The sequence below is a fragment of the Methanosarcina sp. 2.H.A.1B.4 genome (assembly GCF_000979385.1).
Lineage (GTDB): Archaea > Halobacteriota > Methanosarcinia > Methanosarcinales > Methanosarcinaceae > Methanosarcina.
Genome location: NZ_JJOV01000062.1, coordinates 1 through 17,868, shown reverse-complemented (window position 1 = coordinate 17,868; position 17,868 = coordinate 1). Strand labels below are relative to the sequence as shown.

Here is a 17,868-nt window from a genome sequence, read left to right as displayed (position 1 = left end):
ATGGCAGACGCATCTCTATTTGCGATCTTTATGGATGGCGTGTTCCTTAAGAACTTCCTGGTGGTCCAGTTCCTCGGGCTCTGTTCTTTCGTGGGCGTCACAAAGGACGTAAAAAGCGCATCCGGGATGTCAGGGGCAGTTATCTTCGTTATTACGCTGTCCTCTTTCGTCTCATACCTCCTGTACACGTTCATTCTGGTTCCTTTGAGGCTTGAGTACCTGAACACGATTGCATTCATCATAGTGATTGCAGCGCTTGTGCAGCTGGTAGAGTTTATTGTCCGGAAGCATATGCCCCCTCTGTACAGGTCGCTTGGTATTTACCTGCCTCTGATCTCCACGAACTGTGCAGTGCTCGGTGCTGTGTTGCTTAATGTGATGAACGAATACACCTTCATCCAGAGTATTACTTTCGGGATTGCAGCCGGGGTAGGATATACCGTTGCAATGCTCATCATGTCTTCCATACGTGAGAGGAGTAACGTGCTCTATGTCCCAAAAGCAGTTGGAAGAGGAGTTACATACGCTTTCTTCATCGCGTTGATCATGTCAATGTCCTTTGCTAACTACTTCAAGGTGATTCCACTATGACAGCAGACGTTATGACTGTGGTCATAAACACCGTTTCGGTGCTTGTAGGGCTCTGTATTGCGGTAGGCGCAATGCTGGTATTTGCCTCCAAGGTCTTTAAAGTGGAAACCAACCCTCTGGTCGATGAGGTCGCTTCCCTTCTCCCGGGAGCCAACTGTGGTGGGTGCGGATTTGCCGGATGCGCTTCCTGTGCTGAAGCCATTGTCTTAAGTGGTGCACCTGTAAACAGCTGCCCGGTCGGAGGGTATGACGTTGCAAAACAGATCGGTGCAGTCATGGGACAGGAAGTTTCAGAGTCTGAGAAGGCTTTTCCCTTTGTCCGCTGTCAGGGTGGACAGGCTCACTGTACGACCCTTTATGACTATCAGGGAGTGGAAGGCTGCAAAGCTGCCCTCATGCTCTGTGATTCCAGGAAAGGCTGTACCTATGGTTGTATGGGGCTTGGGACCTGTGTCAGAGCCTGCCCGTTTGACGCCATCTCCATGGGAGAAGACGGTTTTCCGGTTGTGAACAAGAACCTATGTACAAGCTGCGGAAACTGTATTGCATCCTGCCCGAACGGTGTGCTCACCTTTGCCAGGAACTCAGAGAAAGTGCATGTACTCTGCCGTTCCCATGACAAGGGTAAAGACGTTAAGGCAGTCTGTGAAGTTGGCTGTATCGGCTGTAAGAAATGTGAAAAAGAATGCCCAGCAGGCGCTATCAAGGTCACGGAATTCCTGGCTGAAATCGATCAGGAAAAGTGTACAGCATGTGGAGCCTGTGTTACTATCTGCCCGCAGAAGGCAATCGAGCTCCGGTAATCCGGGCTCGTTTATTTTCTGACAGCCTTTAAAGACTAAAGAGGTGAAAAATATGCCGTACAAAACTTTCCTGGGCTTGCCTGAAAATGTCGTGGCAGCTCTCTGTTACCCTGTAGGTTGGCTCTCAGGCCTGTTCTTCCTGCTCCTTGAGCGCAAGAACAAGTTCGTCCGCTTCCACGCCATGCAGTCGATCCTGCTCTTCCTGCCGTATGTTCTCTTTATCTTCCTTGTGGCCTGGATCCCAACGATTGGCTGGGCCATTGCAGACGGTGTTGGAATGCCTGGAATGCTGCTCATCGTGATCCCGATGTACATGGCCTTCAGGGGCTCAAAGTTCAAAATCCCCATCATAGGAAAGATTGCCTACAATTTTGCCTATGGTGAGTAAACAAACAGATTTAACCTGAAAATCCGAATTGCTCTCCCCCAAAAGGGCAATTCGACCTTTTCTTTTTGGCTTCTTTTCTGGTTTCTTTTTTGGCTTCTGTCCTGGCTTTTTTAGTTTTTCATTCCACAAGGAGAACCCCTACACACATTGTTTTTTCAGGTCTGCAAAACTCAAGCTCGATACCTGCTTTTTCCAGAACCTTCTGCAGGTTGACTCCCCCGGCCTCCGGGGGAAAACGCCTGAGCTCGGGCTTTACGCACTTTTCCAGGTTGCACCTCTCGCATTCGTTGCAGGGGCCGGGCCGGAGCAGGTGGGCGTAGATAAAGCCTTTCCTGAAAGCTTCCTGTTCCAGCTCGAACATCTTACTGAAGGACTCTTTCTGGAGTTCTCCCCAGGCTTCGAGGATATCCTGCACATCTGCAGTATCGTGTTCTTCCACGAGGAGGAGTGCATTTCTGTATTCTGAAAGGATCTTCCTGAATTCTTCAATGGAAAGGATGTGGGGAGGACAGCTAAGCCTCTCTCCATAGTTCCGGCAGCCGTGGGTACATTTCAGGGCTATCCGGTTCTCCACCACAAGATCTCCTGATTCCAGGGGGTAGACTTTAAGTCCCAGGCTTGAAGCCTTTTCAATTAAAATGTGTAAATTCTCGGGCAATTAAATCCCTCTCATCTAAATCCTTTTACTCTCAGTCCCTCTAACTCTTTAACACTCTAATGAATTCCTCTCATCTCTCATTTAAGACAGTCGTTTTGCACAAAAAATACATTCGCAACCGGAAGTCTCTTTCAATAAACTTTCGTTTTCTCTTATATTCAGGGCTTTTTGTTTTAAATCCTGATATCCTTTTATTCTTGCCTTCTTATTTATCCCCGTTCCCGGGTTTTGACTTATGAGGGTTCTCCTGTTTCGAAATGCGGTCGGCATGCCTTATATATCGCAAACATTCGAAAGTTTAAATATTATCTTCTCTAATTAAGGTGTAAACATTAATGGAGGACTCTAAGATTAAAGAAGAGATCTGGATTGAAAAATACAGACCGGTCAGGCTTAATCAGGTAGCAGGGCAGGACGATATAATCGAGCGCCTGATGTCTTATGTGGCAACTAAAAACCTTCCTCACCTCCTCTTTTCCGGGCCTCCTGGTGTCGGGAAAACAGCTTCTGCAGTTTCAATTGCAAGGGAGATTTTTGGGGAAGAGTTATGGCGAGAAAATTTTACCGAACTCAATGCTTCCGATGAAAGGGGTATTGATATCGTTAGAAACAAGATTAAAAACTTTGCAAAAACCGCCCCTATGGGCGGAGCTCCGTTTAAGATCATTTTCCTTGATGAAGCCGATGCCCTTACCTCGGATGCGCAGTCTGCACTCCGCAGGACCATGGAAAGATTCAGCAGCAACTGCCGTTTTATCCTCTCATGTAATTACTCCTCCAAGATCATTGAGCCTATTCAGTCCAGGTGTGCAGTTTACAGGTTCAGGCGACTTTCCGATGAAGCCATTAAAAAACGTCTTGAATACATTGCTGAAGACCAGGGTTTGTCCATTACCGAAGGCGGGTATGAAGCTCTGATTTATGTAGCTCAGGGAGACATGCGAAAAGCTGTCAATTCTCTTCAAGCTGCTGTCTTCATTGATACGGAAAAGCCTATTTCCAGGGAAACTATTTACAGGACTACGGCAACCGCAAACCCTGAAGAGATAAAGGATCTGATCGAGACTGCCCTGCGCGGAAACTTCAGGGCTGCCAGAAAAGAGCTTAACAGGCTGCTCTATGAAGAAGGGCTTTCCGGAGAAGACATCGTGGGACAGATCTACAGGGTGGTTTCTGAAATGGATAACCTTATGGTTCTGGATCTCGGGCTTTCGGAAAGGGACATTGTCGCACTTGTGGATATCATCGGGGAGACCGACTTCAGGCTTACCGAAGGAGCCAGCGAAAAAATCCAGCTGGAAGCCTTACTTGCACATTTTGCTCTTTCAAGAGATGAATGAGGCTTTATAATTCCTGATAACCAGGTTTGCCGCAAGCTCTACATCGGGGATACCCTACTTATGTGGTTTCCGGAGTTAGCTGGCAGATAAACAGGTTTGCCGCAAGCTCTACATCCAGATCTCTGAACGGCAGAAAAAGGCTGACTGAAGCGAGCCTTTTTCTCTCAAAAGATTATAGTTATCACTCCTGATCATCATGTCTGTTGAAAATTTATTGGTCGAAATGCTGGGGTCTGTACCCCATTGGCTTGCAGTAATGGTTATAGGGGCTCTTCCGATCTCCGAACTGAGGGGCGCAATTCCTGTTGCCATGGGCATCTATGGAATGGGGCCTCTTGAGGCTTATGTCCTTTCGGTGCTTGGAAACCTTATTCCTGTGGTCCCCCTTCTGCTTTTCCTCGAGCCAGTCTCCGGGTACCTGAGGCGTTACCACATCTTCGATGTCTTTTTCACGTGGCTCTTTTCAAGGACCCGACGAAACCACACTGAAAACTTTGAAAAATACGGACTCCTTGCCCTGACCCTCTTCGTTGCCGTGCCTCTGCCAGTTACCGGAGCCTGGACCGGCTGTGCAGCCGCTTTTGTGTTCGGGATCAAGTTCAAGCATTCACTGCCAGCAATCGCTGCAGGGGTAATGATAGCAGGAGCCATTGTAACTGTACTCACGATGACGGGCATGGGCCTGGCTGACCTTATTTTCGGAGTTTGACCATGAGGTCAGGCTCTTCGAAATCTTCATATACCTTAAAAATATCAAATATATCATAGACAGAACAAATATAAATTTCTCTTTATATTTGCAGCCAGTCTCGCTTTTACAGCTTCTTATGCGGTATATTTCCCGTTGTCTGGCAATTATCTGGATTTTTTTGAGGTGATTTTTAATGGCAAAGGCAGATAAGAAAAACAAAAAAATAGTTCAGTCCGAAAAATGTATTGGGTGCGGCATCTGTTATTCCGTTTGCCCTGTGAACGCAAAACTAATGAAAAGCGATGATTTTGATCCTGAGACTGCTGAACTTGCAATCCGGATCATCGACGGGATGGCAATTATCAGTGACGAAGTCTGCATCCGCTGCGGAGCCTGCTCAAAGATTTGCCCTGTGGAATCTCTCACTATAGTTGAGCTTGAATCCGCGACTGCATAATAAGGATAACAGTAAAAATAGGAAAAATGCTGTTTTTCAGCATTTTGTATTTTTAGTTATTTTTATCCCTAAAAACGGGATTCGTATTATTGAACCGGTATTTCAGAACGCTGGCAAGCCGGTTTCTTCCAATACTTTTTGTAGTATTGCCCATTTAACTTGGTGCCAAATGGGTTGAAGCTGGGTGCTTACACCCTCCTAATCTGTGATTGCCTACCAGGAATATCTCTTTTTATTTACAGCATTTCTGTTGCTAGTTTTATATCTTCAGCCTTTACGGTTTTTCTGCCGGCGTGCTCTGCAAGTTTGATAGCTTCTTTTGAAATCTGAAGCCCATATTCTTCCAGGATTTCCGTAAGGGCCATTCCTGCACTCTCGCTTACTCTGTGGGCACCTGCTGTCCTTATTAAACGCTCAATTGGTGCAAACGGTATAACTTTTGCTGCCATATTATCCTCCAGGTTCTTTTTGTTAATATAAATTCCTTCTAATCTCTGATTTTGTAATCAGATTCTATAAATACCTTTGCTTATATCGGGGTTTTCTTCACTTCTTATTCAGCCTTTAATGCTCTTTTTCCCCTTTATTTACTTTGTAAAGCCCATTTACCTCTTTTTCTCTTTCAAACTATTTTTATAATCATTCTCTTATACCCGTAAATTCTTGGAAGTCTTTTAAACTCGTTATTCAATGAACTTTTATTCCCATCTTTTTATTCGGAATCTCTTTTTCGAAATCTTGATATTAGATTATTCGAATCTAGTCAAACATGTTCTTACAGGAACTCCTTGACCTAAATGAAGAGATCTACTTTGTAGAAGAAAGTTATACCACACAGAGAACTCCTGAGCGTACGCTCCAGTATCTTAACGGAGTCCGAAACTTTCCTGGCGCGGAAAGCATTCGGCTTATAAGGGTCAGGGAGGGGGAACACACGTTGGGATTGCTGTTTTTCAATCCTGCAGATGGAAACGTTCCTGTAGATTTCTGGTCAGTATTTACCGGAGCCCTTGCGTCGGCTTCCCTGAAAACCAGATTTGAAGTCCTTGCAGACTCCATTCTTGCCCTACACCCTCCTGAAAAGGATATTGAACTTCCTCCCGAAACCTGGCGGAACGCAATAAATGAATACTACTCCCTTATGCTTGTTAGCCGGAACTTCTGTCCGGGCTGCTCTGTGAGACCTGAGTCCTATAAAAGTGTTTTTTCAGAAAATCGTGTAAAGAGAGTCACCGAAATTTTTGATCTTCTCCGAAAAAAAGGTTATTACCCCGAAGGCAGGCTCCTTGAGGTTTGCTGTGGAAACGGGATGTCAACGCTCGCCCTCTACAGGCTCGGGCTGGATCCTCTGGCAATAGAAATCAATAAGTGTACTGTCTGTCAGGGGCTCGAGCAGCAGGTCCTGAACCCTCAAAGGGCTGTGGTTATGGATGCAACAGCCATTTCAAGATACTTTGAGCCCGGCAGTTTTGATGCCGTAATGGGCTTCATGCTGGGGCTTGTCTATGAATTTAACAAGGAGCTCTGGACCGGCATTATGAGAGAGGCCGTCTCGGTTGCAGCTGATGGGGCTGTCCTGCTCTTTACCGTAAGCAGCAAACCAGAGATTGAAATTCTCGCCGATACTCTCCTTAAGGCAGGGGTCGAGGGGGAGATCGTGGACAACACGGATTCAGAAGGTACTTATGACCAGTGGCTCTTTGTCGGGCGAAAGTAAAAAAGTGTATTTTCCAGACAATGAGCTTTCTTTTGTTTTCTTCTCTTTTTCTTTTGTTTTATCCTCTTTTTCTTTTGTTTTCTTCTCTTTTTCTTTTGTTTTCTTCTCTTTTTCTTTTGTTTTCTTCTCTTTTTCTTTTGTTTTATCCTCTTTTTCTTTCTTTTTTCCACCAGGGTTAGGAGTTCTCCTATTATTGTATTATAGTTGTTTTTCTGATCCGGGAGCTTCTTTTTGAGATGAGTACTCTCTAATGTTAACGGCAGCGAAAAGTATTTACTTGTTAACAATGGTATTATTAAAAATATTCCTATCGACGCAAGACACGTTGAGTTTTGCGGGCGTATCTTGTAATATTAATTTTCTCCTGCTACATTATGCGGTACCGGAGATTCGGTTCTATTATACCGAATTAACCCCTCTCCAGGCAAATTGCAGGCTACTGCACATGCTACTGCACATGATAGCTACCAGGAGACTTATATGCTTTGACCGATCCGAATCAAAAAACAAGTTCCTATCTATACTCAGGAAATTCCAGATTAATCTCTCTGGAAAAGTCACGGATGAGTATATTTCAATAAATTCTGTTTTTTGATTCGATTTAAGAGGCTCATCCATGCGTGTAAAAATTACTGAAACCGTCCTCCGGGATGCACACCAGTCCCTCCTGGCAACCAGGATGCGGACAAGGGACATGCTCGAAGTGGTTGAACAACTGGACCAGATTGGGTATTTTTCTCTCGAGATGTGGGGAGGTGCCACCTTCGACACCTGTATTCGCTACCTTAATGAAGATCCCTGGCAGCGCCTCAGGGACCTCAAGAAAAAGATGGTCAACACAGATGCTCAGATGCTGCTCCGCGGCCAGAACCTTGTAGGATACAGGCACTATTCAGATGACGTTGTTGAAAAGTTCGTCACCAAAGCCTATGAAAACGGCATTGACATTTTTCGGGTTTTCGATGCTGTCAATGATATCCGGAATATGGAACTTTCTATCAAAGTGGCAAAAGGCCTGGGAGCCCACGTACAGGGCACGGTCTGCTACACCATAAGCCCTGTACATACAGTAGAAAAGTATGTGGAGCTTGCAAAACAGCTTGAAGAGCTGGAATGTGACTCCCTCTGTATCAAAGATATGGCAGGACTTCTCTCTCCCAATGATGCCACCCGGATAATCAGTGCCATGAAAAAAGAGATCTCTATCCCAATTTCTCTACACTGCCACTGCACTTCGGGAATGGCCCCGATGAGTTATATGGCAGCCTGTAATGTTGGGGTGGATGTTCTGGACACTGCACTCTCTCCTCTGGCATGGGGTACCTCCCAGCCGCCTACAGAGACCGTTGTTGCAGCTCTTAAGGGAACTCCGTATGATACAGGTCTTGACCTTGGAGCCTTTGAAGAGGTTGTCAGGTATTTCAAAGACCTGAAGGACAAGTACCGGGGGATTCTTGACCCAATTTCCGAACAAATCGACACCAATGTCCTTATCTATCAAATCCCGGGAGGCATGCTCTCTAACCTGGTTTCCCAGTTAAAAGAGCAGAATGCCCTTGACAAGTATGCGGCTGTGCTTGACGAGATGCCGAAAGTCAGAAAAGAGCTCGGGTATCCGCCTCTTGTTACTCCTACAAGCCAGATTGTAGGCACGCAGGCTGTGCTCAATGTGCTCATGGGAGAACGTTACAAGGTCATTCCTAAAGAGGTAAAGGATTATGTACGCGGGCTCTATGGGCGCTCTCCTGCCCCAATCAGCCCTGAAATTGTCGGAAAGATCATAGGCGACGAAGAGCCGATTCACTGCCGCCCTGCAGACCTCCTCAAGCCTGAATATGAGAAGAGGAAAAAAGAAGCCGAGGAAATGGGCATTGCAAAATCCGAAGAAGATATCCTTACATACATCCTTTATCCGGCAATTGCTCCGAAGTTCCTGAAAGGGGAAATGGAAGAAGAATCCCTGGCAGTTATTGCTCCTGCCCCTGTGGCTCCTCAGGAGTATACAATGCCTACTCACTTCAGAGTCGAGGTAGATGACGAGGTCTACGAAGTCAAGATCGAGCCTCTCGGCGGGGTTTCCATCTCCGAGGCATCCCCTAAAAAGCCAAGCGCTGAATCCATTAAAGGAGGAGTTTCCAGCTCAATGCAGGGTATGGTGCTTTCCATAAAGGTTAAGGTTGAAGATGTCGTGAAGGAAGGAGATACGGTTGCTGTCATCGAAGCTATGAAGATGGAAAACACGGTCCATGCTCCACATTCGGGAACCGTCAAGGAAATTTTTGTTTCCGAAGGAGATACGGTTACTCCTGGTGACATAATACTGTCAATCGAGTGAATTGAGCAAGGTGGAATGTATTATGTTCAAAAAAGTACTTGTTGCAAACCGCGGTGAAATAGCAATCAGGGTCATGCGTGCCTGCCGGGAACTCGGAATTTCCACTGTAGCTGTCTGTTCGGAGGCTGACAAAAATGCCCTCTTTGCCAAGTATGCCGATGAGGCCTATCTGATAGGCCCTGCCCCTGCCAGCCAGAGTTACCTGAATATGGAAGCTATCATCGCAGTTGCAAAAAATACCGGAGCCAATGCAATCCATCCCGGCTACGGTTTTCTTTCTGAAAACCCTGTCTTTGCAAAACGCTGTGAGGAAGAGGGTATTATCTTCATAGGTCCTCCGAGCCATGTGATTGCCGAAATGGGAAGTAAAATCAGGGCAAGAAATCTGATGATGAAAGCCGGGGTCCCTGTAGTTCCGGGAACAAAAGATGCAGTTGAGGACGTTACCGAAGCCCTCGAGGTGGCTGAGAAGATCGGTTATCCCGTCCTTATCAAAGCGTCTGCAGGCGGCGGTGGAATAGGGATGAAAGTCGTTAATTCCAGGGAAGAGCTTGCAACAGCCCTGAGTTCCACGCGGCAGATGGCAGGTTCGGCTTTCGGGGATTCTTCGGTATTTATTGAAAAATACGTAGAAGAGCCCAGGCACATAGAGATCCAGATCCTTGCCGACTCTTTTGGTAATACGGTTTATCTTTCGGACAGGGAATGTTCCATCCAGAGAAGGCACCAGAAGCTGATTGAAGAGGCTCCTTCCCCTATCATGACTCCCGAACTAAGGGAGCAGATGGGCGGGGCTGCCGTGAGGGTGGCAAAAGCAATAGGTTATGTAAACGCAGGAACTGTTGAGTTCCTTTACTCTAAAGGGAACTTCTATTTCCTTGAAGTCAATACCCGCCTGCAGGTGGAACATGGGATCACCGAAATGGTCACAGGGGTCGATATTGTAAGGGAACAGCTCAGGATTGCCTGGGGTGAAAAGCTCGAGCTTGAGCAGGAAGATATCGTTATTGACGGCCATGCTATCGAATGCAGGATCAACGCTGAAGACCCCTTAAACGACTTTGCCCCTTCGCCAGGAAAGATCCGTAGATACCGTTCTGCCGGAGGCCCTGGAGTAAGGGTGGATAGCGGTGTACATACTGGGTATACAATTTCCCCTTATTACGATTCCATGATTTCCAAGCTTTGCGTCTGGTCAAGAAAAAGAGAGGATGCCATTGCCAGGATGGAAAGGGCTCTTTACGAATACGTGGTCGTGGGAGTCAAAACCAACATTCCCTTCCATAAAGCTGTCATGAGGAATCCGGCATTTCGCAGAGGCGATATGACAACCGGTTTTATCGAAGAGCAGAATATCCTTGAAGCTGTGGAAGAGGTCGTTAAGGCCGATAGTGAAAAAGGGGCTACTCTGGCTTCGGCTCTGGAGGCAAAGGACAAGAAGGTCGCAGCGATCACGGCTGCTGTTCATGCATATGTTAATATGGCCCAGAAAACACAGCGGTGACCAGTTTACTCTCCGGAAAACTTTACTGAGAAATTCCGGTCTGTTTGATATGATGCATATGTTTGGACTAAGACAATATATACGGTGGAACGTATACATTTGTATGGGGTGCGCGGATGGGAGATAAACGATCTCGAATTATTAAGGCACTTAAGGATGCACAGAAAACCCCTGTTTCTGGGGAAGAACTGGGGCTCAAGCTTGGAATTTCCAGGACTATGGTATGGAAATACATCAAATCCCTTCAAGCGGACGGATATGAAATAGAATCATCCCCCAAGAGGGGTTATGTCCTGAAATCAGTGCCTCAACTCCTGTACCCTGATGAGATCCAGATGGGACTCAAAACAACTCTTCTGGGACAGAAGATTCATTACTTCGAGGAAGTTAGCTCCACTAACAGTGTCGCTAAAGAAATTGCAGCTTCCGAAGAAGAAGGAGCCCTTGTTATCGCTGAGATACAGAAGGGAGGCAGGGGCCGCATGGGCAGGGAATGGGTCTCACCCCACGGTGGGATCTGGATGTCTGTGATCCTGAAGCCCGGGATTCCTCTCAGGCACGCCTCAAGGCTGACTCTTGTTGCCGGGCTTGCAGTTGCAAATGTAATCCGCAATATGGGACTTGATGCCCGCATCAAGTGGCCAAACGATGTCCGTATCAATGGGAAGAAAGTCTGCGGGATCCTTACCGAAGCAAAGGCTGAAGTGGATAGAGTAGACTATGTCGTTCTCGGGATAGGAATCAATGTAAATATGGATTTAAAGGATATTCCCGAGTCTTTCCGTGCAGGTTCGACCACTCTGAAAGTCGAGCTTGGAAGACATCTAAGAAGAGTTTCGTTCCTGCAGGATTTCCTCTTTGAGCTTGAGCAGCAGTATATAAGTTTCAAGACCCAGCCCTTTTCCCAGATACTCAATGATTGGCTTGCACTCTCGGATACGATTGGTAGAGATGTAAAGGTCACCACACCTTCCAGGATTATAGAAGGCAAAGCTGTTGGAGTAACTCCTGACGGAGCACTTATAATCAGAAAGGCAGATAATACCCAAGAAGAAATTATTGCAGGTAGATGCATTTATGCGCGCCCAAAATAAACACGGACGAAAAAGCAGGGAAGGAGCAAATCTCCTGCCTGCACTTTTTTTCTCCCTTCTGGTCTTTTTTTTCTTTTCAATTCTCTTCTGTGCAGTACTTCCTGTTCCGGCTGGTGCAGATGAGGGGAAGCTTCCTATTCTTTTAATTGATGGGGACGAGATTTATGTGCGGTCAGGAGACTACTACACATTCTTACAGGATTATCAGATTTACGTAAAAGGTGCTGATACTGAGGGCAGCAAGGTATGGATCGAACTTAGCAGGGAAGGAGTTTTCCTTGAAGACGCTATTGTCAGTGAGGACAGCACTTTTGTATATTCTAATAACTCTACAGAGATTTTGAACCTCACAGTGGACACCATCTATGCCGGGGCAAATGGAGTACTGGTAAGGTTCTCTCCAGTGTATCAACACCTCAACCCCAGGCTTCCCATGCCCCAGAAACCCGAAACTCCTCCTGCCGGTAACTTTGATAACAACTCTTCTATCCCTCCTTTGTTTGAAAACCAGGCAGAAGGTTTTGATCTACCCCTTTTTCTTCTGGGTATTGGAGCTGTTTTTTTGGTAACTGGCTTTTTTGCGGGAATATATAAGAAGAAATGATTTAAGAAAAAGTGGTTTGTTGAGTGAGTTTTAACATTAAGGCGGGAAGCCCCTTCCTCAGCAGGTGATAGCCTGACAGGGAGGGGTAGTTCACACTAGAGTTCCCGATGAAAAGATACGTCTAATAAAGACTTTTTACAACCGGTTTTACACTGCTGATTTTATTTTTTGCTCTTGTTTCTGCCTTCTCAGTCTTTTGTAGAGAACTTTACATCTCCTTTCTCTATGAGGAGTTTAAGGTCTTCGAGGCTGAGGCGAGCATTTTTCTGCAGTTTTTCGCGGGCATCGCTGTGCTTCTGGCTGACTTTATGCTCATCTTTGGTGAGTTGAATGTCTTTTAGCCTGTCAAGGTCTGACGAGAGTTCCTTTCGGCTGCCGGCGATGCTGTTCTTGAGGGGATCTATTTTTTCTTTAATGGAATTTATGTTTGCAATTTTATCCGTAAGCTGGGCATGGTACATATTTGCTTCTTTTCGGATTTCGTCTGCTGCCTTAAAGTTTTCGAGCATTTCCAGGTGGCATGCCTGAGATTCGTCCGAAAGTTCCTGGATTTTTTCGTGGAACTCGTCCCCTTCTTTATGAATTCCTTTGGATTCTCTATAACTTTCCTGGATTTGGGCATGAAGCTCATTTGCCTTATTTGCAGCTTCAAGGCGTTTACTCAGATCGCTTAATTTCTGGAGTATCTTGATTTCCACTTCAAGGGGGAGTTCTTTATTAAATAGAGCGTCCAGTTCAGCTTCATAAGCCCTTGATAGGGATTCTACGCTTCCATGAGAGAGTTTGTTGCACTCATCACGCTGTTCCTTGAGTTCCGCAATTCCTGAAAAAAGCTCCTGGGTTTTGGAATTTACGTCGCTCCTTTTTTCCTTATACTCTCCAATTTGCTTATTAATCTCGTCCCGTCGGTCTCTAAGTGACTGTGCTTTTGCAACCCTTTCCTTAACCTGCTTGTTCAGAGAGTCTCTCTTTTCTTTCAATTCGTCGATATCGGTCCTGTTTATTTTCAGTTCCTTAAATATCGAAGCCAATTGCCTTTCACTTTTCTCTATCCTGCTCCTGAGCTCGTTCACCTTGCTCTTAAGCTCCCGTTCGTTTAGGTTTGAAAGGTCGGCCGTTGCAGTTTCTGCTGTTGAAACGTCGTTGTTCATGTCTTACCACCCACGTGTTTTCCGAAAACTGTTATACTTTTTGTTTTTCCCAGTAACTCAGGGCTTCTTCGTGACTTTTTATTTTGCTGCTGAGCCATTTGTGCTGGGGTTTATTTTTGGAAATTTCACTGTTCTTGTTTCCATCATCCTCTTCAAGTTGTTTTTCAGACTCTGTTATCTCTTTTAGTTCCAGGTTTGAGGTTCTGGCGTCCTCCATTCTGGCTCTGGTTTGCAGGAGAATGCTTTCTCCGACTCCCTCTTCCCGGACGAGTTCTTGCAGGTGTTCCATAAAAGAGTCTTTAAATTTCTGTTCCTCTTCGGGTTCGATCTGTCCTTTGAGTTTTTTAATATCTTCCTTTATTTTATCAGCAGTTACGGTATCCAGCTTCGGAAATAGCTCTTTCTCGAGCAATCCCTCTGCCTGATGGTAATATTGCTGGCGTTTTTCCGTCAGTACCTCTTTTCGCTCCGCCATACGGGTTCTGGAAATTTTGGCAGTTTTTGCATCTTCTTCAAACTGGGTCAGCCTGCTGTCCAGTTCTTTAAACTCCTTTCTATATTCTTCCAGAAACCTGTTGTGTTTTTCCACAACCCCGGAAATCAGTTCCCCTTCGGTCAGCATTCTGATCCCGGCTTCTTCAGTATTTCCGCTCACAGTATCACAATTTTAAAATTTTATTTTTATAGGTTTTATTTTTATCCGGCTCTGGTAGGGCCAGCCCGGAAAATTAAACCGGGAATTGCCGTATACCACTTTTTAGCCGTTTACACAAACAGCGTGAGATATAAGAGTTTTTTTCAAACTCTGAATACCTGAGCATGTGGTACGCCGTCGATCATGATTACGGAGTCAGGATCGATAATCCCGCACTTTATGGCGCATTTGATTGCTTTTTCCCCGAAGAGATTTGCAGTCATAGCTTCTTCCAGAGCTTTCTGAAGCTCTTCCTCAGAAACAGACTCTTCTCCATAGAAAGCCTTGCTGATCTCTACTACGGCGTTGCCATGTTTCAGGGTTTTTCCGAGCAATTCTTCATCACAGGCTGCAACAAGCCTGCGCCCTTCATTTTTATAAATCTTTAGATACATATTTTCCCTTTTTAAGTAATACTTCGCCCTTTTAGTATTTACAGCTTAACCATTTCGCCCTTTTAGTATTTACAGCTTAACCATCATTATTTTGTTTGCTGGTAGGCTGCTCCTGCCTGCGGGGCTTCTGGTGCGTAGCAACTTTTTTAAGGGTTGAAATACCCACTGTTTTTGACTTAATTAATGAGCCTGATATGGGCCTGGTCCGGAGAAAGAATGTCCCCTCTCTGCTTCATTTTCTTTATATATTCCTCTGCCCGCCCTCTTTCTATCCCGTGCTCGTTTTCAGCTTCTACGTAAACTTCTTCGAGAGGGGCTTTGGCACCGGTATGTCTCTCACTGACTTTTTTAATTATGTCTTTGAGGAGTTTTATTTTATTTCTCTGGCTCATGCTTGTGCCTGAAGCAAGTACATCTGCATCAAGAGCCCCCGTTTCAGGGTCAACACCCACGTTTTTAAGGCAATTCATGGTGATTTTTATAGTCCGTTCTGCATCTCCCAGAGTGACTATATTGCTCAGGCGTACTCTTGCACTGGCTTCAGAGAGGCGGACCAGCGCCTCAAGCTGCCTTGCTGTCACAGGTACAGGCGTATTCTTGCCTTCTCCACTCTTCCTGATGTTCGTATAGAAGTTGATAAGATGTTGTCGTGCATCTACTTCCATTACAGGGTACACATTTTTTCGCGCATATGCAACGTACTTCCGCATAATTTCTGCTTCTATCACAGGCTCGATTACTTCCAGTTCTGCATCCACAAAAGCTTCTGTGATCTTAGAGCCGGGAAGCTTCTGCCGCTGTTCGGAGAGTTCTCCTGCATAATGCGACTGAAGGATATGGTTTGCAATCCTGCTGTCCAGGGCATGGTTTGGGGTGTCGAGCAAAACAAAGATGAGGTCAAAGCGGGAAAGCAATGCCGGAGGCATATTTATTTGTTCAGCGAGACCCTCATAACGGTCAAAACGCCCGTATTTTGGGTTTGCAGCCCCGAGGAGAGCGCAGCGGGACTTAAGAGTAGCAATAATTCCGGCTTTAGCAATACTTATAGTCTGCTGTTCCATTGCCTCGTGCAGGGCGCTCTTATCCTCTGTCTTCATTTTGTCCATTTCGTCAACCGCAGCAACCCCCATGTCAGCCATAACAAGGGCACCACCTTCGATTGTCCACCTGCCGTCATTCATGTCATCTTTAACGGCAGCAGCAGTCAAACCGCTTGCAGATGCACTTCTCCCTGATGCAAAAACGCCTCTTGGCGAGAGTTTAACCACATAGCGCAGTAGCTGGCTTTTTGCAATTCCGGGGTCGCCTACAAGCATCATATGGATATCGCCTCTGATCCTCGAGCCGTCAGGAAGGTTTTTCACAACTCCTGAAAAAAGTTGGAGGGCCAGGGCTTCTTTGATATCTTCATATCCGTAGATAGAAGGTGCAATGGAAGCTATGATTTTTTCATAAATTGCCGGGTCACGGGAAAGTTCAAGGATCTGTTCCTCGTCTTCGGCAGTTATTTCAAGTTCGTCATAATCTTTGTCCAGGTGCTCGATAGAATTTGCTTCCAGCACCAGGTCATAGAAGGTGGATTTTCCATCTTTGAGGGTGCGTTGCCTTGATTTAAGGACTCCATTAATGATGACGCGGTCTCCGGGGGTAACATTGCCGGTGAGGTCGTCTTCGGCATCCACTTCCAGGCTCTGCGGTTGCGAACCTCCTTTCAGGTTTTCCGGAGATTCCTGGATCTGGAGTTTCTGGGCATCGATAAAAGTAGAATCTTCAATTGAAACCTTAAAAGGCCCTTTCTTTCCGCAGGTCTCATCTTCACAGCCTGCAAAGGGCTCCTCGAACTTGAAACTGTTCTGTTCCACAATGGTGAGGTGCCCGCATCTCAGGCACTGGAAGGCGGCTTTAGTAATCCTTGGCCTTACCTCTGTGGCTTTCCTTATCATGCCTTCGATTGCAACAAAGCGTGTGAGGTGTTTACTTCTCAGTTCCCTGATAGGAATCCTGTTCGGGATTTTTATAACCCTTATATGAGCCTGCTCAAGACTCTTTTCTACAGGAAGGTCAATTTCTTTCAGGGCAGCTTCAGCTGCACATACAAGTTCTCCGGGGTGCTCAAGAAACTCTTTCGAAAGCTCCCTGTCAAACTTCTCGATATCTGTAAAATCCACTCCAAGACTTCGCTGGTCCGGATATTCGTTTGCAAGCTGAAGGATCTCATTCCAGTAGTAGTCTTTAAAGAATCTTTTTAGTTTCTCGTCCCACTTGCTTTCTGTCTCGGTCATGGCGTTCTCAAAAATACTTGGCTTTTATGTAAAATTTTCCTTTCTTATCCGGTTTCTACTTAAAAACGATCCTAAAAAAAGTTAAAAAAACGTACAATAGATTCTGATGTAAAACAGGCTTATTATCATATGAACTTTTCTATACTTTCCGAATCTTCTGCTTTCTGCAGGTCTTCAACCTCTGCTGCAAATCCCATCATTCTCTCTGTTTTCCTTATTATGCCCCTCAGAGTCTGGACCTCTCTCGGGGTCAGCCCGGCTCTTCCGAATATCCTCCTCAGCATCAGGGAAGTTTTGTCTTTTTTGTGAGCCGGATAGTCTATTTCCTCAAGCAGTTCATCCATATGCCCGTACATAAGCTGCAGGTCAAAGCCTTCAGCAAGCGGATTGCTTCCTCCCTCCAGTTCCGAAAGCTCGTAAAGCACAATTGCAATCGCATGAGAAAGATTCATAATTGGATAGATCTCTGAGGTCGGAACTGTAATGAGCATATCAAAGCCTTTGAGTTCGTCATTTCTGAAGCCGCTATCTTCACGCCCGAAAAGGACTGCAATAGTGCCGCTGTATTCTTTTATTTTTTCTTTGAATTCTCTGACAGTATAAAGGGGAAGGCGGATATGTTCTCCTCCTTTCAGGCTTGAGACTCCTGTGGTCCCTACGAGCAGGTCTGCACCTCTTACGGCTTCTTCAAGGGTTGAGGTAACTCTTGCACCTTCGAGCACATCCCTTGCGTGAGAAGCCATTGCTCTTGCCTGTCCTTCGAGCTCACAGGGGTTTACCAGAACCAGGTCAGAATATCCAAAGTTTTTCATTGCTCTAGCAACCGATCCCACATTTCCCTGATACATGGGTTCCACAAGCACTACGCGAATTTCAAGTGACAAATTTCTCAATCCTGACTGTGTTTTTTAAAATTAGTTTTCGAGGGTAATTGCATCTGCCATACAGACAGTCACACACATTCTGCACCCCAGACAGTAAGAAGGGTCCTTCAGAACACAAACCTTTTTACCATCTTTTTCTTCTATGGAATAAATCCTCGGGCCTTTAGGGCAGGCGGCCTTACATGCCCCGCAGCCTGTACATTTCTCTTCATCAATATAGATTTTCATATTGACTGTGTTCCAATTATTATTATTATTATTATTATTATTATTATTATTA

The 17,868-nt window shown here is 45.6% G+C and carries 20 protein-coding genes; 11 read left to right on the top strand and 9 right to left on the bottom strand.

The features are described 5' to 3' along the window. The 3 genes from rnfA to EO92_RS09820 are packed head-to-tail and all read left to right on the top strand — an operon-like array spanning position 1 to position 1,782. Entirely contained in the window at positions 1 to 591 is a 591-nt protein-coding gene (gene rnfA, locus EO92_RS09830) for an Rnf electron transport complex subunit RnfA (RefSeq protein ID WP_048136272.1), read from the top strand. Continuing rightward, a complete protein-coding gene (locus tag EO92_RS09825; RefSeq protein ID WP_048171254.1) occupies positions 588 to 1,394 on the top strand; it encodes a Fe-S cluster domain-containing protein in 807 nt (268 codons plus the stop codon). Before rnfA ends, EO92_RS09825 begins: the two co-directional genes overlap by 4 nt. 52 nt (positions 1,395 to 1,446) lie before the next feature. Then, positions 1,447 to 1,782, top strand: coding sequence for a DUF4870 domain-containing protein (locus EO92_RS09820; protein WP_048141437.1), 336 nt, complete (start codon positions 1,447 to 1,449; stop codon positions 1,780 to 1,782). A gap of 118 nt (positions 1,783 to 1,900) precedes the next feature. Here EO92_RS09820 and EO92_RS09815 read toward each other — a convergent pair whose 3' ends face one another. Next, on the bottom strand, positions 1,901 to 2,440 hold the full coding sequence (locus tag EO92_RS09815; protein WP_048171252.1) for a DUF2284 domain-containing protein: 540 nt from the start codon (positions 2,438 to 2,440) through the stop codon (positions 1,901 to 1,903). Between the two features lie 335 nt (positions 2,441 to 2,775). On the opposite strand from EO92_RS09815, the gene EO92_RS09810 reads away from it, so the two are divergent. From EO92_RS09810 to EO92_RS09800, 3 genes are all read left to right on the top strand, one after another. Beyond that, a complete protein-coding gene (locus EO92_RS09810) occupies positions 2,776 to 3,780 on the top strand; it encodes a replication factor C small subunit (RefSeq protein ID WP_048171250.1) in 1,005 nt (334 codons plus the stop codon). 196 nt (positions 3,781 to 3,976) lie between these two features. Then, positions 3,977 to 4,489: a small multi-drug export protein gene (locus EO92_RS09805; protein WP_048171245.1), complete on the top strand. Its 513-nt coding sequence runs from the start codon at positions 3,977 to 3,979 to the stop codon at positions 4,487 to 4,489. A 175-nt stretch (positions 4,490 to 4,664) separates the two neighbouring features. Continuing rightward, a complete protein-coding gene (locus EO92_RS09800) occupies positions 4,665 to 4,928 on the top strand; it encodes a 4Fe-4S binding protein (RefSeq protein ID WP_048136288.1) in 264 nt (87 codons plus the stop codon). A 236-nt stretch (positions 4,929 to 5,164) separates the two neighbouring features. Here EO92_RS09800 and EO92_RS09795 read toward each other — a convergent pair whose 3' ends face one another. Further along, the gene (locus EO92_RS09795; protein WP_048136291.1) at positions 5,165 to 5,377 is read right to left on the bottom strand and encodes a histone family protein; all 213 of its coding nucleotides are present in this window, start codon (positions 5,375 to 5,377) and stop codon (positions 5,165 to 5,167) included. 320 nt (positions 5,378 to 5,697) lie between these two features. Between EO92_RS09795 and EO92_RS09790 the strand changes: the two genes are divergently transcribed. Beyond that, positions 5,698 to 6,645: a class I SAM-dependent methyltransferase gene (locus EO92_RS09790; protein WP_048171244.1), complete on the top strand. Its 948-nt coding sequence runs from the start codon at positions 5,698 to 5,700 to the stop codon at positions 6,643 to 6,645. Here EO92_RS09790 and EO92_RS18540 read toward each other — a convergent pair. Then, the gene (locus EO92_RS18540; RefSeq protein ID WP_048171273.1) at positions 6,612 to 6,815 is read right to left on the bottom strand and encodes a hypothetical protein; all 204 of its coding nucleotides are present in this window, start codon (positions 6,813 to 6,815) and stop codon (positions 6,612 to 6,614) included. The two genes, EO92_RS09790 and EO92_RS18540, sit on opposite strands and share 34 nt — an antisense overlap. 446 nt (positions 6,816 to 7,261) lie before the next feature. Between EO92_RS18540 and oadA the strand changes: the two genes are divergently transcribed. The 4 genes from oadA (at position 7,262) to EO92_RS09760 (ending at position 12,182) form a co-directional block, all read left to right on the top strand. Next, a complete protein-coding gene (gene oadA / locus EO92_RS09775) occupies positions 7,262 to 8,980 on the top strand; it encodes a sodium-extruding oxaloacetate decarboxylase subunit alpha (protein WP_048136297.1) in 1,719 nt (572 codons plus the stop codon). A 22-nt stretch (positions 8,981 to 9,002) separates the two neighbouring features. Beyond that, the gene (locus EO92_RS09770) at positions 9,003 to 10,484 is read left to right on the top strand and encodes an acetyl-CoA carboxylase biotin carboxylase subunit (RefSeq protein ID WP_048136299.1); all 1,482 of its coding nucleotides are present in this window, start codon (positions 9,003 to 9,005) and stop codon (positions 10,482 to 10,484) included. Between the two features lie 116 nt (positions 10,485 to 10,600). Next, positions 10,601 to 11,578 (top strand): biotin--[acetyl-CoA-carboxylase] ligase, encoded by a 978-nt coding sequence (locus EO92_RS09765; RefSeq protein ID WP_048162016.1) that lies wholly within the window; start codon positions 10,601 to 10,603, stop codon positions 11,576 to 11,578. Beyond that, the gene (locus EO92_RS09760; protein WP_048171240.1) at positions 11,562 to 12,182 is read left to right on the top strand and encodes an S-layer protein domain-containing protein; all 621 of its coding nucleotides are present in this window, start codon (positions 11,562 to 11,564) and stop codon (positions 12,180 to 12,182) included. The genes EO92_RS09765 and EO92_RS09760 overlap by 17 nt, the downstream gene beginning before the upstream one ends. Positions 12,183 to 12,370: 188 nt before the next feature. Here EO92_RS09760 and EO92_RS09755 read toward each other — a convergent pair whose 3' ends face one another. From EO92_RS09755 to EO92_RS09730, 6 genes are all read right to left on the bottom strand, one after another. After that, the gene (locus EO92_RS09755; protein WP_048136306.1) at positions 12,371 to 13,333 is read right to left on the bottom strand and encodes a coiled-coil protein; all 963 of its coding nucleotides are present in this window, start codon (positions 13,331 to 13,333) and stop codon (positions 12,371 to 12,373) included. A 31-nt stretch (positions 13,334 to 13,364) separates the two neighbouring features. Beyond that, on the bottom strand, positions 13,365 to 13,988 hold the full coding sequence (locus EO92_RS09750; RefSeq protein ID WP_048136321.1) for a hypothetical protein: 624 nt from the start codon (positions 13,986 to 13,988) through the stop codon (positions 13,365 to 13,367). Positions 13,989 to 14,131: 143 nt separating this feature from the next. Continuing rightward, a complete protein-coding gene (locus EO92_RS09745) occupies positions 14,132 to 14,422 on the bottom strand; it encodes a DUF424 domain-containing protein (protein WP_048138723.1) in 291 nt (96 codons plus the stop codon). Positions 14,423 to 14,598: 176 nt separating this feature from the next. Then, positions 14,599 to 16,704 (bottom strand): minichromosome maintenance protein MCM, encoded by a 2,106-nt coding sequence (locus EO92_RS09740; RefSeq protein WP_048171238.1) that lies wholly within the window; start codon positions 16,702 to 16,704, stop codon positions 14,599 to 14,601. A gap of 125 nt (positions 16,705 to 16,829) precedes the next feature. Further along, complete coding sequence (locus EO92_RS09735) at positions 16,830 to 17,588, bottom strand: RNA methyltransferase (RefSeq protein WP_048138727.1); 759 nt, start codon at positions 17,586 to 17,588, stop codon at positions 16,830 to 16,832. A 30-nt stretch (positions 17,589 to 17,618) separates the two neighbouring features. Beyond that, positions 17,619 to 17,868 (bottom strand): 4Fe-4S binding protein (locus EO92_RS09730; protein WP_235283280.1); only part of this gene is annotated, 250 nt, incomplete at its 5' end.

What these genes read in the sequence shown, in the direction of transcription:
- rnfA (WP_048136272.1), top strand. Translation starts at nt 1, where the DNA reads ATGGCAGACGCATCTCTATTTGCGATCTTTATGGATGGCGTGTTCCTT.
- EO92_RS09825 (WP_048171254.1), top strand. Translation starts at nt 588, where the DNA reads ATGACAGCAGACGTTATGACTGTGGTCATAAACACCGTTTCGGTGCTT.
- EO92_RS09820 (WP_048141437.1), top strand. Translation starts at nt 1,447, where the DNA reads ATGCCGTACAAAACTTTCCTGGGCTTGCCTGAAAATGTCGTGGCAGCT.
- EO92_RS09810 (WP_048171250.1), top strand. Translation starts at nt 2,776, where the DNA reads ATGGAGGACTCTAAGATTAAAGAAGAGATCTGGATTGAAAAATACAGA.
- EO92_RS09805 (WP_048171245.1), top strand. Translation starts at nt 3,977, where the DNA reads ATGTCTGTTGAAAATTTATTGGTCGAAATGCTGGGGTCTGTACCCCAT.
- EO92_RS09800 (WP_048136288.1), top strand. Translation starts at nt 4,665, where the DNA reads ATGGCAAAGGCAGATAAGAAAAACAAAAAAATAGTTCAGTCCGAAAAA.
- EO92_RS09795 (WP_048136291.1), bottom strand. Translation starts at nt 5,377, where the DNA reads ATGGCAGCAAAAGTTATACCGTTTGCACCAATTGAGCGTTTAATAAGG.
- EO92_RS09790 (WP_048171244.1), top strand. Translation starts at nt 5,698, where the DNA reads ATGTTCTTACAGGAACTCCTTGACCTAAATGAAGAGATCTACTTTGTA.
- oadA (WP_048136297.1), top strand. Translation starts at nt 7,262, where the DNA reads ATGCGTGTAAAAATTACTGAAACCGTCCTCCGGGATGCACACCAGTCC.
- EO92_RS09770 (WP_048136299.1), top strand. Translation starts at nt 9,003, where the DNA reads ATGTTCAAAAAAGTACTTGTTGCAAACCGCGGTGAAATAGCAATCAGG.
- EO92_RS09765 (WP_048162016.1), top strand. Translation starts at nt 10,601, where the DNA reads ATGGGAGATAAACGATCTCGAATTATTAAGGCACTTAAGGATGCACAG.
- EO92_RS09760 (WP_048171240.1), top strand. Translation starts at nt 11,562, where the DNA reads ATGCGCGCCCAAAATAAACACGGACGAAAAAGCAGGGAAGGAGCAAAT.
- EO92_RS09755 (WP_048136306.1), bottom strand. Translation starts at nt 13,333, where the DNA reads ATGAACAACGACGTTTCAACAGCAGAAACTGCAACGGCCGACCTTTCA.
- EO92_RS09745 (WP_048138723.1), bottom strand. Translation starts at nt 14,422, where the DNA reads ATGTATCTAAAGATTTATAAAAATGAAGGGCGCAGGCTTGTTGCAGCC.
- EO92_RS09740 (WP_048171238.1), bottom strand. Translation starts at nt 16,704, where the DNA reads ATGACCGAGACAGAAAGCAAGTGGGACGAGAAACTAAAAAGATTCTTT.